The sequence below is a fragment of the Pseudomonas sp. 14P_8.1_Bac3 genome, from assembly GCF_025466085.1.
Taxonomy (GTDB): domain Bacteria; phylum Pseudomonadota; class Gammaproteobacteria; order Pseudomonadales; family Pseudomonadaceae; genus Aquipseudomonas.
The window spans coordinates 12,612-28,804 of sequence record NZ_JANLOD010000075.1 but is presented as its reverse complement, the minus strand read 5'-3'; the positions used below and the strand labels follow the sequence as shown (position 1 = coordinate 28,804).

At 58.0% G+C, this 16,193-nt stretch carries 16 protein-coding genes and 1 pseudogene; 13 read left to right on the top strand and 4 right to left on the bottom strand.

Annotation, left to right across the window (positions count from 1 at the left end; translation table 11 throughout):
• Window positions 1–31: 31 nt before the first annotated feature.
• The 3 genes from NTD84_RS28075 to NTD84_RS28065 form a co-directional block, all read right to left on the bottom strand.
• The gene (locus NTD84_RS28075; protein WP_262172315.1) at window positions 32–916 is read right to left on the bottom strand and encodes a hypothetical protein; all 885 of its coding nucleotides are present in this window, start codon (window positions 914–916) and stop codon (window positions 32–34) included.
• 142 nt (window positions 917–1,058) lie between these two features.
• Entirely contained in the window at window positions 1,059–1,496 is a 438-nt protein-coding gene (locus NTD84_RS28070; RefSeq protein WP_262172314.1) for a DUF1294 domain-containing protein, read from the bottom strand.
• The gene (locus NTD84_RS28065) at window positions 1,493–2,323 is read right to left on the bottom strand and encodes an undecaprenyl-diphosphate phosphatase (RefSeq protein WP_262172313.1); all 831 of its coding nucleotides are present in this window, start codon (window positions 2,321–2,323) and stop codon (window positions 1,493–1,495) included. The genes NTD84_RS28070 and NTD84_RS28065 overlap by 4 nt, the downstream gene beginning before the upstream one ends.
• Before the next feature lie 219 nt (window positions 2,324–2,542).
• Here NTD84_RS28065 and NTD84_RS30195 point away from each other — a divergent pair.
• The 10 genes and pseudogenes from NTD84_RS30195 to NTD84_RS28020 all read left to right on the top strand — a co-directional run.
• A pseudogene (locus NTD84_RS30195) lies at window positions 2,543–3,394 on the top strand (cache domain-containing protein); the annotation flags it as partial.
• A 123-nt stretch (window positions 3,395–3,517) separates the two neighbouring features.
• The gene (locus tag NTD84_RS30190) at window positions 3,518–4,252 is read left to right on the top strand and encodes a methyl-accepting chemotaxis protein (protein WP_410017386.1); all 735 of its coding nucleotides are present in this window, start codon (window positions 3,518–3,520) and stop codon (window positions 4,250–4,252) included.
• Between the two features lie 84 nt (window positions 4,253–4,336).
• Window positions 4,337–4,900 (top strand): nicotinamide riboside transporter PnuC, encoded by a 564-nt coding sequence (gene pnuC, locus NTD84_RS28055; protein ID WP_262172311.1) that lies wholly within the window; start codon window positions 4,337–4,339, stop codon window positions 4,898–4,900.
• Complete coding sequence (locus NTD84_RS28050) at window positions 4,897–5,430, top strand: AAA family ATPase (protein WP_262172342.1); 534 nt, start codon at window positions 4,897–4,899, stop codon at window positions 5,428–5,430. Before pnuC ends, NTD84_RS28050 begins: the two co-directional genes overlap by 4 nt.
• 319 nt (window positions 5,431–5,749) lie before the next feature.
• Complete coding sequence (locus NTD84_RS28045; RefSeq protein ID WP_262172310.1) at window positions 5,750–6,187, top strand: hypothetical protein; 438 nt, start codon at window positions 5,750–5,752, stop codon at window positions 6,185–6,187.
• Window position 6,188: 1 nt separating this feature from the next.
• The gene (locus tag NTD84_RS28040; protein ID WP_262172309.1) at window positions 6,189–6,761 is read left to right on the top strand and encodes an adhesin; all 573 of its coding nucleotides are present in this window, start codon (window positions 6,189–6,191) and stop codon (window positions 6,759–6,761) included.
• A gap of 51 nt (window positions 6,762–6,812) precedes the next feature.
• Complete coding sequence (locus NTD84_RS28035) at window positions 6,813–8,126, top strand: heme utilization protein (RefSeq protein ID WP_262172308.1); 1,314 nt, start codon at window positions 6,813–6,815, stop codon at window positions 8,124–8,126.
• Between the two features lie 61 nt (window positions 8,127–8,187).
• Entirely contained in the window at window positions 8,188–8,868 is a 681-nt protein-coding gene (locus NTD84_RS28030; protein WP_262172307.1) for a C39 family peptidase, read from the top strand.
• 33 nt (window positions 8,869–8,901) lie between these two features.
• A complete protein-coding gene (locus NTD84_RS28025; RefSeq protein WP_262172306.1) occupies window positions 8,902–9,642 on the top strand; it encodes a hypothetical protein in 741 nt (246 codons plus the stop codon).
• Window positions 9,643–9,687: 45 nt separating this feature from the next.
• Window positions 9,688–10,968: a hypothetical protein gene (locus NTD84_RS28020; protein ID WP_262172305.1), complete on the top strand. Its 1,281-nt coding sequence runs from the start codon at window positions 9,688–9,690 to the stop codon at window positions 10,966–10,968.
• A 93-nt stretch (window positions 10,969–11,061) separates the two neighbouring features.
• Here NTD84_RS28020 and NTD84_RS28015 read toward each other — a convergent pair whose 3' ends face one another.
• Window positions 11,062–12,387, bottom strand: a complete 1,326-nt coding sequence (locus NTD84_RS28015; protein WP_262172304.1) for a sigma-54 dependent transcriptional regulator — start codon at window positions 12,385–12,387, stop codon at window positions 11,062–11,064.
• A 343-nt stretch (window positions 12,388–12,730) separates the two neighbouring features.
• Here NTD84_RS28015 and NTD84_RS28010 point away from each other — a divergent pair, with 343 nt between their 5' ends.
• From NTD84_RS28010 to nhaB, 3 genes are all read left to right on the top strand, one after another.
• The gene (locus NTD84_RS28010; RefSeq protein ID WP_262172303.1) at window positions 12,731–12,997 is read left to right on the top strand and encodes a hypothetical protein; all 267 of its coding nucleotides are present in this window, start codon (window positions 12,731–12,733) and stop codon (window positions 12,995–12,997) included.
• 273 nt (window positions 12,998–13,270) lie between these two features.
• Window positions 13,271–14,560, top strand: coding sequence for a hypothetical protein (locus NTD84_RS28005; RefSeq protein ID WP_262172302.1), 1,290 nt, complete (start codon window positions 13,271–13,273; stop codon window positions 14,558–14,560).
• A gap of 79 nt (window positions 14,561–14,639) precedes the next feature.
• The gene (nhaB, locus tag NTD84_RS28000; RefSeq protein ID WP_262172301.1) at window positions 14,640–16,142 is read left to right on the top strand and encodes a sodium/proton antiporter NhaB; all 1,503 of its coding nucleotides are present in this window, start codon (window positions 14,640–14,642) and stop codon (window positions 16,140–16,142) included.
• Window positions 16,143–16,193 lie beyond the last annotated feature (51 nt).

The window sequence follows — 16,193 nt, the reverse complement described above, 5'->3', positions numbered from 1 at the left end:
GGGCGACTGATAGACAATTCTGGCCAAGTACTCAATAGTTGCGAAGATCGATGCGCCCCTCTTTGTGCATCAGGGCCAAGGCATTAAGGATCAAGACGGTGTAATTGTCAGCGTTATGATTATTTTCAGCTGGCAAGCTGGTCATTGAATAGACGTCAAAATCACTCACTTGCGTCGTGCCTTCAAACACATAGGCGGTGTCACTGGTGTAACGCAACAAGTGCGTGACTTCATGCAGCATCAGATACATGAGGAACTCATTTGAAAATCCCGAGACCTTGGGAGTGTATGTTTGATTGACCCTCAGGCCCGCCGAATGAACTAATAGACATGACTCTATACCCAAGAAGGCCGGAAACGCGAGCGCAAACGGAACTTCGAGCCCCTTGATAATCCGGTTGAGCACCGGGTAGTAAAGCTTTTTGTAAGTCCTGGCATCCGTTCGAATGACTTCGCAGACAAGTTCCGGCTTCTTGATCGACGTATAAATGAGTTCAAGCTGCTCCCGCATATGCTGCCTGTCTGAAAATAACGTATCGATGGCCCTGGTTAGTTCCTCATTGCCAGCAGGCGTCACACCATCGCCGGGTTCAAGTGCCTGCAGAATAGACTCAATACCGGCGGGAACGGCAACATTGAAAAATTCATTGGTTTTCGCGATCAAGTCGCTATCGAGAATCAGCCCCGGAGTAATTGCGCACTTCACCTTGTTGAACCGATCAATGTATGACTGCATACGACTTTCTAGCGACACCAAAGAGTCAAGTATATGTTGGTCGGACAAGTCGCTCAGATCTTCGTGCCTGACAACTTCTGAGCGGCTCCTTACATAAGCTACTTTCTCCGCAGGTGTACAAGCAATAAATGCCGCCAACTTGCTCATCGCCATCTCATTCGTAATTGCTTCAAATCGCATTACTAATCTCTAGATAATTAAAGTTATTGGAAGCTAGCACGGCAAAAATTCAAAGACGAACGCATAACTGTAAGTTTATTTTCCGGAAGCACCGTTAACAGCCCTAGTGTTGTTCGATTTAATGTAATGACAAGTAGGCCGATCAGCCGCTTAAAGACAAGCCAAGCCAATGTGGCTGCACGAACAATTGATCGATCCAGAACACTTGGTGCAATATTACGATAATCCAGAACAACACTTGGAACGACACTTTGCGCGTCTTGTGCCGGAACACTTGCTGGGCGAGCAAGGCCCCTGGCCAGCCGCCGGCGAGTTCCACCGCATGCAACACATTCTCCGGTGTACGCCAGCGGTCGGTTCGGGCCTTGCGTTTGTCGCTCCAATAAAGGAAGAACGCCAGGACGCTGACGAGGCCGTAGGCCGCCAGCGGGATCAGCGAAATGCCTCGCAGAAAAAACGACAACGAACCCGTCAGCGGCAGCGCGCACACCATCGCGAACACCAGCAGCTTCAGTCGAGGATGCTGGATCTGCCCTGCCGAGCGGCGTCCGGGCGTGTTGCGCGCGCTGGCGTCACTCATGGCGCGGCCGCGCTCCAATCGACCCAACCGAACTGCCAGGTGGCCAGGATCACCAGGCCAAACGCAATGCGATACCAGGCGAACGCTGCATAGCTGTGGCTGGCGATGAACTTGAGCAGTCCCCTGACCGCGATCATCGCGAAGATAAACGCGGTGACGAAGCCGATGGCGAACACCGGAAAATCAGCCGGCACGAACATATGGCGGTACTTGAACCCTGAGTACACCGCCGCCGCAACCATGGTCGGCATGGCCAGGAAAAACGAGAACTCGGTGGCGGTCTTGCGCGACAGGCCGAACAGCAAGCCGCCAATGATGGTCGAGCCGGATCGCGAGGTGCCGGGAATCATCGCCAGGCATTGGGCGAAACCGACTTTCAGCGCGTCTTGCCAGGTGATCTCGTCAACGGTTTCGGCGTGCACCTCATGCTGACGTTTTTCCGCCCACAACATGATGACCCCGCCCACCACCAGCGCCGCCGCGACCGTAATCGGGTTGAACAGGTAATGGTGAATCAGGTCGGAAAAAATCACCCCGAGCACCACCGCCGGCATGAATGCGATCAGCAGGTTGGCGGTAAAGCGTCGAGCGCTGGGTTGCGTCGGCAAGCCGGTCACGACATCAAGGATCTTGCGCCGAAACTCCCACACTACCGCCAGGATCGCACCCAACTGAATAATGATGTTGAACGCGATGGCACGCTCGCCACCGAAGTTGAGCAAGTCGGCCACAATGATCTGGTGTCCGGTACTGGAAATGGGCAAAAACTCCGTCAGCCCTTCTACAACTCCAAGTATCAATGCCTGCAAGGCGGTCCAAAGATCCATTAATCCCCCAAAAAGCGATGCTCGACAGCATGCCCCGTTAGTATTTTTTTAAACGTTCACTGCGACCAGCGTAGCTAAAGATCCCGCGCGCACAGAATCCGGACGAAACCGTAAAAATTCCGTGAAAAATCGACGTGGATTCAGGTTTTTCCGTGCGGGGCCGAAATCCTATCAGACAAGCCCGATTAACGCTGCCACGTTATTGGGCCTGGGTCGGATATGCCCGATCGGCAAAGTGTGGTTGGATGCTGGCGATCATTCATTACAAGAAAAAGAATCCGGAGTGACAGCGTTATGAACAGCTTGCGCAATATGTCGATCAGCCGCCGTCTGTGGCTCATTTTGATCGTGGCCGTCATGATGCTTTTGACGCTGGGCGTGTTGATGCTCAAGCAGATTCACGAAGACCTGTATCACGCCAAGGCGCAGAAAACCCAGCACGTCGTGCAGACCGCCAGTGGCATTCTGGCCTACTACCATGACCTGGAAACCGCCGGCACGCTGACCCGCGACGCGGCGCAGAAACAGGCGCTGACGGCCGTTCGCGGCCTGCGTTATGACCAGAATGACTACTTCTGGATCAATGACCTGACGCCGGTGATGATCATGCACCCGGCCAACCCGAAACTCGATGGTCAAAACCTCTCGGCCATTCGCGACCCGGACGGGTTTGCGGTGTTCAATGAAATGGTCGCCCTCGCCAAAAGCAAGGGTGCCGGCGCGATCGACTATCGCTGGCCAAAACCGGGCGCCAGCGAGCCGGTGGAAAAAACCTCCTACGTGAAATTGTTCGAGCCTTGGGGCTGGGTGATCGGTTCCGGCGTGTACATCGATGACATGCAGGCCGAGTTCGTCGGTCAGGTCTGGGAAGCCTCCATCGTCGGGCTGGTGATCGCCGGCATCATGGCGCTGCTGGTGATCCTGATCGCCCGCAGCATCGTCCGTCCGCTGCAGGAAACCGTGATCGCCATGGCCAACATTGCCAGCGGCGAAAGCGACCTGACCCGCAGCCTCGACACCCACGGCCAGGATGAAGTCACGCAACTGGCTCGCCACTTCAATGCCTTTACCGCCAAACTGCGTGGCGTGATCGGCGAACTGCAAGTGTCCGCCAGCGCGCTGGGCCTGTCGTCCAGTGAACTGGGCAACGATGCCGCCCAGGCTCAGCAACGCAGTCAGCAACAATCCCAGCAGATGGAGCTGGTGGCCACGGCTATTAATGAAGTGACTTACGGCGTGCAGGATGTCGCGAAGAACGCCGAGCAGGCGGCGAGCGAAATGCGCGACGCCGAATCCCAGGCGCGGCAGGGCCAGGTCAACATCGACAGCAGTCTGCAACAGATCGACACGTTGTCGTCCACCATTGATCAGGCCGTGGAAGTCATTCGCACGCTGGCCAGCGAAAGCACGCAAATCGGCAGCGTGCTGGAAGTGATCCGCTCGATCGCCGAACAAACCAATCTGCTGGCACTCAATGCCGCCATTGAAGCCGCCCGGGCCGGCGAGCAAGGTCGCGGCTTTGCCGTCGTCGCGGACGAAGTTCGCCTGCTGGCCCAGCGCACGCAGAAGTCCACCGCCGAGATCCAGTCGATGATCGAGCGTTTGCAGAGCCACTCCGAAGCGGCGGTGAAGGTCATCGGCGAGAGCAGCCAAGCGTCCCGGGTCACCATCGAACAGGCGGGGCTGGCCGGCGCGAGCCTGAATGCCATCGGCCAGGCCTTGCGCAACCTCAACGGGCTGAACGCGTCCATTGCCAGTGCCACCCTGCAGCAATCCCACGTGGTCGAGGACATCAACCAGAACGTCACCCAGGCCGCCGGCTTGTCCCACAGCACCGCGTTGGCGGCGGAACAGTCGAGCGTCGCCAGCGTCCGCCTCAAGGACTTGAGCGAGCAACTGAACGGCCTGCTCAAACAGTTCCGCGTCTAAGCGCAACCCTGTGCAAGCCGGTTCTACTTGGGGGCGCCTGCGGCTACAATCCGCCCCCCACTTCGTCTTCCCCAAGGAACCTCCATGTCCGGGCTTGAACTGTTTGCCGCCGCCCTCGGTGTCATCGCCGTCTGGCTGACGGTCAAACAGAACCCCTGGTGCTGGCCGATCGGCTTGGTCATGGTGCTGCTTTATAGCTGGATCTTTTTCGAAGTGAAGCTGTATTCGGACATGCTGCTGCAAGTGATCTACGCCGCGCTGCAACTGTATGGCTGGTGGCAATGGACCCGTGCGGGCGACACGCAGGATGGCCGGCAGGTCAGTCGGCTCGATACACGATCCGTGGCGATCGGCCTGGCCGTCGGCGCACTGGGCGGCCTGTTGCTGGGCGCGGCCATGGCCCATTGGACCGACGCTGCGCAGCCCTGGCTCGATGCGGCGCTGACGGGCTTCAGCCTGGTGGCGCAAGGGTGGATGGCGCAGAAGCGTGTTCAGTGCTGGCCATTGTGGATCGCAGTGGACGTGGTCTTCGTCGGGCTGTTTATCTATAAAGGTCTGTACCTGACCGCGGCCCTTTACGGGCTGTTCCTGCTGCTGGCGGTGCAAGGCTGGCGGGAATGGCGGGCCGATCCGGCGTTGCGCACATGAAGGTGCTGGTGCTTACCGGGCCGGAGTCCAGCGGCAAGAGCTGGCTGTCGAACGAGATTCACGCCAACTTTGGCGGCATATTGGTCGGCGAGTACGTTCGGCATTTCATCGAGCGTGAAGCCCGGGAGACGTGCTACGGAGACATCACACCGATAGCAGATGGCCAACTTACCTGGGAAGATGAGGCCCGTGCCAAACAGCCTTCCCTGCTGATACTCGATACGCACCTGCTGAGCAACATTCTGTGGAGTCGCACGTTGTTTGGCGCTTGCCCGGCGTGGATCGAGCAAGCATTACTGACACGGCACTACGACCTGCATTTATTGCTGAGCCCTGAAACCGTGGCCTGGCACGATGACGGACAGCGTTGCCAGCCGCTCCTGGCGGAGCGACAGGCGTTTTTTCAGGCGAGCCGCGAATGGCTCGAACAACACCACCAGCCTTGCTTGGTGGTGGAAGGCGATTGGCAGCAACGCAAGGACACGGTATTCAACGCTGTAAGGCGTTTATTAGGGCCGGAGGGTGTATAGCTCCTTGCCACCATGTCCATCCCTGAAACACCCTCTTCCCCTAAGAGCCGCGAGCTAAAGCGGCCCGGGAACTCCCTCAAGAAAATGTTAACCCTCTGATACACCCGGTCCGCAATGCCTCTGGCTCGCTATGTCGCGAGCAAAAGCGGCATTGCCGCGGGGCTATGTCTCAGCTGCGTTACAAATTTATCTTCACGGTCTTAGCGATTAACTCCAACCCACTGTTTTTAAAAGAAACACAAAAACCGGCACAGCTTCTGCTCTGTACCTCGCAACGCTAATAAGGGCCAGCGTTCGACTCACAGAAGGAATTGCCGCCGTGGGGACATTAAATAACAAGATTTTCAGCCTTCTACTGACCGCATGTGCACTGGGCTCAGTCGTGTGCCTGCCTGTTCAGGCTGACAACGGCATCATTATCATCAAACGCGATGTTCAAGTGCGCAATGCCGTGCAAGCGCCGGTGATTCCCGACCCAAATCCCACGACCGTAAACGCCAACCCTTCCCAATACGTCCTGAAGGCCACAAACGAGTTGAGCGACGGTGACTTTGCCAACGTCGCCAGCGGTGCGGGCATTACGCGCCTCGTGGTGCAGAACAACACCAACATGGGCGGCAACATCAGCAACCAGAGTCAGCTCTCCAATATGCCGGGTGGACGTTCAGGCGGTGGCGGCAATGGCATTGCCAACATGGTCAATTCAAACATCCAGCAAGGTCTGGGTGCGCTGAAAATCATAACGGGAGACCGTTAAGATGAATCGCTCTTTATTGTTAGTCGCCATGTTTTGCACGGCTTCGGCGTTTGCCCAGTCGCCTGTCATCAATAACGCTGACATCGACAGCTCGGGCTCGCAGTACCAGGGCAACCTCGGGGTCAACCAGGCGGCTGGCGATCAGCAGCAACAGGCCAACGCCCGGGCCATCGCCATTGGCCACGGCGCCAGTGCGACCACCCAGATTCGCCAACGGCTGAATACACCTGCCGACCCCAGGATGGATGCCAACGCCAGTATCCAGGGCGACGCCTTCAGCCACGGCAATGGCGTACTGGGGGTCAACCAGAGCGCGGGTGCCAATACCCAGCAAGCCAACGCACTGCGCATCAGCATCAGTGCGCAGCCGCAAAGCATCGACGACAGCGTCCTCATGCAACAGAACGTGGCGCTGCTCAACAACTCCGATCCAACTGACGCTGCACCGGGCCATCGCCAGGTCACCACTGGTGACCAGGCCTTCACCGGTAGTCGTGGGGTAGTTCAGTTGAATCAGAGTGCCGGGGTGGGAAACCGAATGGCCAACACCTTGAGCATACGGGTCGCGGATTGACCCAAACAGGTAATAACAACACTTAACCTAAAATAAGTACGGAGAATCACCATGAAACCTTCGATGGCACTCAAGCCTCTGGTTTTCGCAATTGCTGCGGTCATGGCTGTTGCTGTACAAGCCAACGGGAACGATGACCAACACAACGGCCACCACAATGGCCATAACAACGGCGGTCAACAAACTCCTCCTCGTCCCACAATGATTCCTGTCAGCGCCACTGCCACTGCCACTGATAGTCAGCGCAGCACCGGCAACCGCATCCTTAACCAAGGGACCCAGAACAGTGCCGAGATGAGCAGTTCTGGCACAGGCGCCAGCGGCAACGTCGGCGTCAACGTGGCAGGCGGCGACGGTAACCAACAAGACAACGCCGCGGCCATCGCCAACGCGCAGTCTGACTCGAGTCTGGATAACAGCTTCGTATTTGGTACCGCTACTGCCACCGCTCAAGTCACGCAATACAGCAACAATAACCGGGTCGATAACTACTCCGTCACCAATTCAGCCACGATGAGTGGATCGGGCAACGGTGGCAGCGGCAACATGGGTATCAACATTGCCGGCGGCGACCTCAACCAACAGAAAAACACCATGGCCATTGCCAACTCCAATTCGCCATTGGGTAACGCATCGGCTACCGCCTCTGCCAATCAAAGCGGTCCTGGCCTGGTTGTGAACAACGTGGCTGATCGTACCTACAGCCTCGATACGCTGTCGTTCACCACAACCCACAGCGGCAGTGCCTCGTTCAACAAAGACTCGAATCTGAGTGTTGATAAGAGCGCTTCCAGCAACTGGGCTGCGAGCGGTTCCAACAGCTTCGATGCCAGCGGTTCGAAAAGTGTTGACGCGAGCGGTTCGCACAGCACGGATTCGAGCGGAACCAGCAGCGCTTCCATCAACGCTAACCTGACAGCCTCGGCGAATGCCGCCGGCAGTGTGACCTTCAATAATGGCAACGGCGATCACACTCGCAGTGCCAACGGCAACGCATCGCTCAACGCGTCGCTCAATGGCTCGGTCAACACCTCGAACGCAAACTCGACCGACTCTTCGTTCGCGAAAGCCTACGATTCCTCGTTCGCAAAATCGTTTGACTCCTCGTACGACAAGTCTGGCGAGAAATCGTCCGCTTCGTCGAAAGACGTCACGAAGAGCTACAGCGAGAGCAGTTCGTTTGACCTGAGCAACACTTACTCCTATCAAGTGTTGACGCCTACTGGCTGGGCGAACCCTGTGACCAACACTGCAACCCTGAGCGGTTCGGTGAATGGCGGCAGTGGCAACCTCGGCGTGAACGTGGCGGCCGGTGTGGGCAACCAGCAAAGCAACTCGCTGGCCATCTCCAACCAATCGTTCTAATGCTGTCTCTGGAGGCCCCCTTACGGGGGCCTTTTTCAGTACGACCAGAGGGCGTCCCACCATGCGCATTATCGCCTTGGCATTTTTGCTCTGCGTGGCCAGTGTGAGCGAGGCTGCACAAATGCCGCTTTCCGTTCTGCCGGGCGGCGCGGTCGTTTACAAGCCGATCCAGAGCATACGCGAGCGTAAATTTGCCGACCTGGTGCAACAGAAAACCGACTTCAGTTGTGGCGCAGCTGCCCTGGCGACCGTATTGCGCCAGGCCTATTGGCTGGACGTGACTGAAGACCAGATCATCGAAGGCATGCTGGAACACTCCGATCAAAACCTCGTCCGCGTTCAAGGCTTCTCCATGCTCGACATGAAGCGCTACGTGGAAAGTATCGGCATGCGCGCCCGCGGCTACCGGGTAGCACCGGAAACGTTGAGCGATATCAAAATTCCGGTGGTGGTGCTGCTGGATATCCGTGGCTACAAACATTTTGTGGTCATGCAAAAAGTTGATAGGGGCTGGGTTTACATCGGAGATCCGGTCCTCGGTCATAAACGTTTCAAAGTCGAAGACTTTGTCAAAGGCTGGAACGGCATCATCTTTGCCGTCATCGGTCAGGGCTACGACAAAACCAATGCGTTGCTCGACCCGCCCCTGCCACTGACCGCCAAGAAAAACCTCAACACCTTCAACCCGGTACAAGACTCGGAGTTGATGGAGTTCGGATTCCTGCGCAGCGACTTCTTCTAATAACAAGGGAGCACGAAGCTCCGGGAGCATTTAATGAAGACTCCAATCTGGCTAGCAGTGGTTTGCCTCGCCGCCAGCCTGCCAGCCCACGCACAGATATTCACCCCCATCGAACTGAAGGATCAGGAACTGGCGAACCTGCGAGGCCGGTATGTCATGCCGGGACGGATTATCAGTTTCGGCATTGTCATGACCAGCACCTGGCAAAACGCCAATGGCACTGTGATCGGGGCCAGCACCTCAATGCAGGTTCAACAAACCACCATCAAGCCTCAGTTCTACGTATCGACGATCGACCAGACCGGTAATAGCTCATTGATCAAACAAGGCACCGGTAGCGTGACGGGCGGCAACGGCCTCAACAACACCAACGGCGTCACTCAAGTCGTACGTGCTGCCGGCGACAACAACACGGCCTACAACGACGTTGATATCAACGTTACGAAGGCCAGCGAGGCACCCGCAATCCAGCAACAGGGCCAGCTGTTGGAAGCAGGTTCAACGGTGACCGGTGCCAATGCCGCGGGCTCGATGAGCGTTTCCTCGACCGGTTCCGGCGTGCAACTCAACATTCTGGCCAACAACAACCAGGGTACTACCATGCAACGTCTGGCCCAGGGTGGGCTGATGCAGAACACGACTTTGCTCGGTGGCAGCAACCAGGTCCGCAACCTGACGTCCCTCAATGTCGTGCTGCGTGACAGCGCGACGACCACCGGGGCATTCAGCGGCAACCTGGACCAGCTGAAAGGTCTTCGCGCTCTCGGATTCTGATCTACGCTCAGTCTCATCAGATGTATCAGAAGGGACGGCTAACCCATGCACCGATCGTTAACGTTCAAAGCTATTGTTTGTTTGAGTAGCCTGGCTCCGGCCTCACTGCTGTACGCAGCACCGGATCCCCAGGTCGAAGCACTAAAACAAGAACTCATGGAGTTGAAACAGCGTTACGAAGCACAACAGAACGCGTTGATGGTGCTGGAGCAACGCGTCAAGCAAGTCGAAGAAGCACCTGCGGCACCGGCTCCCAAACGTCTGACCAAATCCCCTGCGGAATCGACCAGGGGTGGTCAGGCGGTGGCCGCCGCCGCGCCGGGCACCACCGGCAGTTCATACGGCCAATCGCTCAAGGATGACTCCGAACCTGCGCAGAGCGTTTCCAACCTGTATGACGAAGCCAGCGGCTTCTTCGGCGGCGGCAAGTTCAGCGTCGAAACCGGCCTGACCTACACCCACTACGATACCCGCGCACTGACGCTCAACGGCTTCCTGGCACTCGATTCGATTTTCCTCGGCAACATCAACCTCGACCGCATCAAGGCCGACAACTGGACGCTGGACCTGACGGCCCGCTACAACGTGGCTCAACGGTGGCAGTTCGACATTAACGTCCCCATTGTTTATCGCGATTCGACGTATTCCTCTGGTGGCGCAGGTGGCGCCGGCCCGGTGACGTCGGACGCCAGCGTCACCCGCGATCCAACCATTGGCGATGTGAACGTCGGCGTTGCCTACAAGTTTCTGGATGAGTCGGCCAACCTGCCCGATGCGGTCGCTACCCTGCGTATCAAGGCACCGACCGGCAAGGACCCTTACGGCATCAAACTGGTCGAGGATCCAAACAACAACAACCTCGCCGTCCCCGAGGACTTGCCTACCGGTAACGGGGTCTGGTCGATCACCCCGGGGATCTCGCTGGTCAAGACGTTCGATCCGGCCGTGCTGTTCGGCACCCTCGCCTACACCTACAACGTGCAGGACTCTTTCAGCGACATCAGCCCTCAGCAAGGCTCCAAGGTTAAAGGCGACGTGAAGCTCGGCGACTCCTGGCAGGTCGGCGCCGGCATTGCATTTGCCTTGAACGAGAAGATGAGTATGTCGTTCTCGTTCAGTGATCAGTTCGCCCGCAAGAGCAAGATCAAACCGGACGGCGGTGATTGGCAATCGATTTCCAACAGCGATTACAACGCCGCCAACTTCAACATCGGCATGACGCTCGCCGCCACCGACAACCTGACAATCGTGCCCAACCTGGCCATCGGCCTGACCGACGACGCGCCAGATTTTTCCTTCAGCCTGAAATTCCCGTATTACTTCTGATCCGGGCCCCCAACGAAAAGCCCCGCTGCGATTCAGGTCGCAGCGGGGCTTTTCGCATGTAGGAGCGAGCTTGCTCGCGATGGTCGTTAGCGCTCAGCGGATCTGATGTTTATGCAACAAACGGTAGAAGGTGGGCCTGGAAATCCCCAGCACCTTGGCGGCGATGCTCAGATTATCGCTGTGGCGGTTAAGCACATCGCATAACGCCTGACGCTCGGCCCGATGCTTGTAGTCCTCCAGCGTGCCCATCGGTGCGGCAATGGCGTGATGGCTGATCAGCCCCAGGTCGCGCGCCTCGATCTGCCGGCCTTCGGCCAGCACCAACCCGCGGCGTACCCGGTTGGCCAGTTCACGGACGTTGCCTGGCCAGTCATGTTTGCCCAGCGCAATCAATGCGTCTTCACTGAAGCTGCGCGGACGGCGGCCGGTTTCATGGCTGTAGAAATGCGAAAAATGGTTGGCCAGCATCGACAAATCGCCATTGCGCTCGCGCAGGGGCGCGGTCACAACCTGCAAGACGTTCAGTCGATAATAAAGATCTTCGCGAAAGCGTTTCTTCTCGATGGCGGCCTCAAGATCGACATGGGTCGCCGCCAATACCCGCACATCGACTGGAATCGGCTGACTGCCACCCACTCGCTCGATGTGCTTTTCCTGAAGAAAACGCAACAGATTCGCCTGCAGCTCAAGGGGCAGATCACCGATCTCATCAAGAAACAGCGTGCCGCCGTTAGCCGCCTCGATCCGCCCGATCTTGCGTTGATGGGCGCCGGTAAAGGCCCCCTTCTCGTGGCCGAACAGTTCGGACTGGATCAGGTGCTCGGGAATCGCGCCACAATTGATCGCGACGAAGGGCTTGCTGTGACGCTGGGATTGCCGATGCAGCGTGCGGGCGACCAGCTCTTTACCGGTCCCGCTTTCCCCGCGAATCAACACCGGCGACTCGGTGGGCGCCAGTTTGCTCAATAGCTTGCGCAGTTCGCGTATCGGCTTGCTGTCGCCCAGCAGTTCGTGCTCGGGCTGATCGATATGAACCGTGCCCTGCCCGCGCAGGCGCGCCATGCCAAAGGCCCGCCCCAGTGTGACTTGAACCCGCGACACATCGAACGGCAACGTATGAAAATCGAAAAACCACTCGCAGACAAAGTCTCCGACGTTCTGTAGCCGCAGAACTTCCTGATTGAGCACAGCGATCCATTCCGTACCGCTGCGGCTGATCACCTCTTTGACGGCATCCGGGTGCTCGAGATGATGGGGCTGCAAACGTAACAAACCCACGTCACAAGGCCGGTCAGCGGCATTCTCCAGCGTACAGCTGTCAACGTCCCAACCCACGGAACGCAGCCCCGGTAACAGACGATGGCAGTCGTCGCAGGGATCCACCACCAATAGACGTCGCAATGCAGGCGCTTCGATCATGACTGTTCCTTGGCGCCAAATTATAGGAAATATCACTAAAAACAGTCATTTGGCGGACCTGGCTGTAACATTAGCAATAATTTGACGCGCGCTTGTACCGATTGACTATAGGGTGATCGCTCAATCAGTTATAAGAAGTCACTTCGTTATTTAACTACCGAGCCGAACCTTTCATCGAGCTTTCAAAACCCGTCGCTATCCTGAACCGATGAAAGAAAGTTGAAATTTCTTTTAATTGTATGTGACCCGCCCACGGGTTGCGGGCATCAGTACAAGTAACCAGCCGAACGGTAAGCCCAACCGACGGCACATCACTTGATTGGGCATACAGAGAGAAGATCCCATGACCGCCCCGCTCCGTATCAACGAAGCTCTTTTGATTGCCGACCGCGCGTTCAAGCCATTTCAATGCGTGGCCTGGGCCCCACAAGACGGCAACGGCGAACTCAGCCTGACCGTCATCGACCGTACAAATACCCGTATAGGCCACAAGCAGATTCCGAGCAGTGCCTATACCGATCCTGCGCAACTTGAACATGTTCTGGAAGAAGCCCGCAAAGAGCTGAGCCAGGAAGGTTATGCGTTGCAATCGTGGTCCATGCCACACTAAGCGTTTTGCGGATTACCTCAAGGTAATCCGCCCCCTCCCCTTATCGTAAGTTGCTGGCATAAACACCAGCAACTTACGACATGCCTATATTCGAACTTCCAGGCCATTTATTTGGCTGCTTAGCAGTGGTTCGAAAAGACATCGTTCTGGCACACAGCGACCCTCCGCCTGTTCGTTCTGTCAGTTGTGCATCGGATCATTCAGGCGTTGAATGTTTCCCCAGTCGCCATCGCCTATCCCTGGATCACGACGACTCGCAAGGAGATGCGTGCAATGTCAGTCCAGACCGCTTTGGCCCTACCCCCCGCGCAGAACGATGCCGGCGAACTCGACGTCAGCTTTGGCGGCACCGGCACCACTCAAGTGTATTTCGTCGGCAGCACTTCCAGCATGGCCAACGACGTCGCGATCGATGCCGCGGGCCGGCTGCTGATAGCGGCGAAGGTTGGCACTCCGGGCGGCAGCCGCTTCGGCCTGGCGCGCTTGCTTGAGGACGGCTCGGCTGACCTGGCGTTCGGTCAGCAAGGCAGCGTCATCAGCCAGTTCGAACCGGGCTTTGAGGCCATGGCCGGCAAAGTCCTGCTGCTCGACGACGGGCGCATCCTGCTGGCCGGCCTCCACTACGAAGACGCGCACCACACGCTCCCGGCTCTTGCGCTGTTCGATCAACAGGGCAAACCAGTCCGCTCCTTTGGCGACAACGGTCGATGCGTCGTGCGCCTGCCGGGCAATCTTTCCCAAGGCGTGCGCGACACCTGGTTGCCACCCGGCGTGCCGGGCGCCGAAGTCTGCGATGTCTGTGTGCAGGACGACGGCAGGATTCTGCTGCTGGCCAATCATCATTTCGAACTGGCCGATCACGTCGGCCTGCTGATACGGCTCAAGACGGATGGCTCGCCGGACGAAACCTTCAACGGTCGCGGCTTCGTGCTGGTCAGGCATTTGCTGATGAACACCTGGCTCAGCAGCGTGATGGTCCAGCGTGATGGTCGGATCGTGGTCGGCGGCTCGATCAACTTTCCCGAAGAAGGCCTGCTCGCGCGCTATCACCGCGACGGCACCCTGGACGACCACTTCGCCCTGGACGGCTTCATGAGTTTCATGGCCGACGGACGTCACGCTCAGGTCAGCCAGATCGTCTTGCAGGACAATGGCGATCTGCAGTGCTTCGGCAGCAGCCGCGATCCGATGCAATGCATGGCATTGAAGGTCCACAGCAATGGTCGCCCGGACATCCATTGCCACGGCGGCCAGCCACAATTGCTGCAAATTGGCCACAGCAGTTGCCAATGGACCGCCGCCGAGGCCCTTGCCGATGGCAGCGTGTTGACCGTTGGCGCCACCGTCGGCGGGATCGAAGCGGATTTCGTCCTGGCCCGGCACCTGCCCGACGGACAGCTCGACAGCCGGTTTGGCAACGGCGTCGGCTGGGTCCGCACCCGCCTGAGCCGCAGCCCGGACACTGCGACATCCTTGGCCGTGCAGGCCAATGGCAACATTGTCGTCGGCGGCTATTCCCTGGACGGCAATTACCGGGCAATCGTCGCCCGGTATCTGGGGTAGGCCCCGCGCAAATCTCCTACGCTTGATCTTGCCTCCGACATACGGCACCTTGCGCGCTTCTTAATACAAGGAGTAGCCGATGTCCGCTTCCATGGCCCGGGCGTTCGCGCACAATTTTCTTGGGCATTCACCTCGCTGGTACAAGGCCAGCATTGTCGGCTTCCTGATTCTCAACGCCCTGGTACTGTGGACCGCAGGTCCGGTGGCGGCCGGTTGGCTGCTGGTGCTGGAATTCATTTTCACCCTGGCCATGGCGCTCAAGTGTTATCCGCTGATGCCCGGTGGTTTGCTGTTGATCGAAGCACTGCTGCTGCAGATGACCACGCCCCAGGCGCTGTACGACGAGCTGCTGCACAACTTCCCGGTGATCCTGCTGCTAATGTTCATGGTGGCGGGCATCTACTTCATGAAAGACCTGCTGCTGTTCCTATTCTCGCGCCTGTTGCTCGGGGTTCGCTCCAAGGCGATGCTGGCGCTGATGTTCTGCTTTCTGTCGGCGTTTCTCTCGGCCTTTCTCGATGCCTTGACCGTGACGGCGGTGATCATCAGCGCGGCGGTAGGGTTCTACTCGGTGTATCACCGTGTCGCCTCGGGCAACGATCCGCGCCAGGACAGCGAATTCAACGACGACCGCCACTTACCCACCCTCCATCACGATGACCTCGAGCAGTTCCGCGCCTTCCTGCGTAGCCTGCTGATGCACGGCGCCGTGGGCACCTCATTGGGCGGTGTGTGCACCCTGGTCGGCGAGCCGCAGAACCTGCTGATCGGCCATGAAATGGGTTGGCACTTCGCCGAGTTCTTTCTGAAAATCGCACCGGTTTCGCTGCCCGTGTTGGTGGCAGGAATGGTGACCTGCGTGCTGCTGGAGAAATTGCGTTGGTTCGGTTACGGCACGCTACTGCCGGACACCGTGCGCGCCGTGCTGGCCAATTACGCCGCCGAAGACAACGCCGAACGCACCTCGCGCCAACGCGCGGCGCTGATCGTTCAGGGGTTGGCGGCGCTGATTCTGATTGCTGGTTTGGCCTTTCACATCGCTGAGGTCGGCCTGATCGGCCTGATGGTGATCGTGCTGATCACCGCGTTCACCGGCATCACCGACGAGCACCGCCTCGGCAACGCGTTCAAGGACGCCATGCCGTTCACCGCACTGCTGGTGGTGTTCTTTGCGGTGGTGGCGGTGATTCATGATCAGCAGTTGTTCACGCCGCTGATCCAGTGGGTGCTGACCCTGCCGGAAAATCAGCAACCGGGCATGCTGTTCATCGCCAACGGCTTGCTCTCGGCGATCAGCGACAACGTGTTCGTCGCGACCATTTACATCACTGAAGTGAAACAGGCGTTCCTTTCCGGCCACATGAGCCGCGAGCACTTTGAGACGCTGGCGATTGCGATCAATACCGGCACCAACCTGCCGAGCGTGGCCACGCCTAATGGTCAGGCGGCGTTTCTGTTTCTGCTGACGTCGGCGATTGCGCCGCTGATTCGCCTGTCGTATGGGCGGATGGTGTGGATGGCGTTGCCGTATACAGTGGTCATGGGGGTGTTGGGGTGGTATGCGGTGAGTGACTGGTTGTAACCGGTTTTTGATAGCCAGTGGGAGCGAGCCTGCTCGCGATGGCGGTATGTC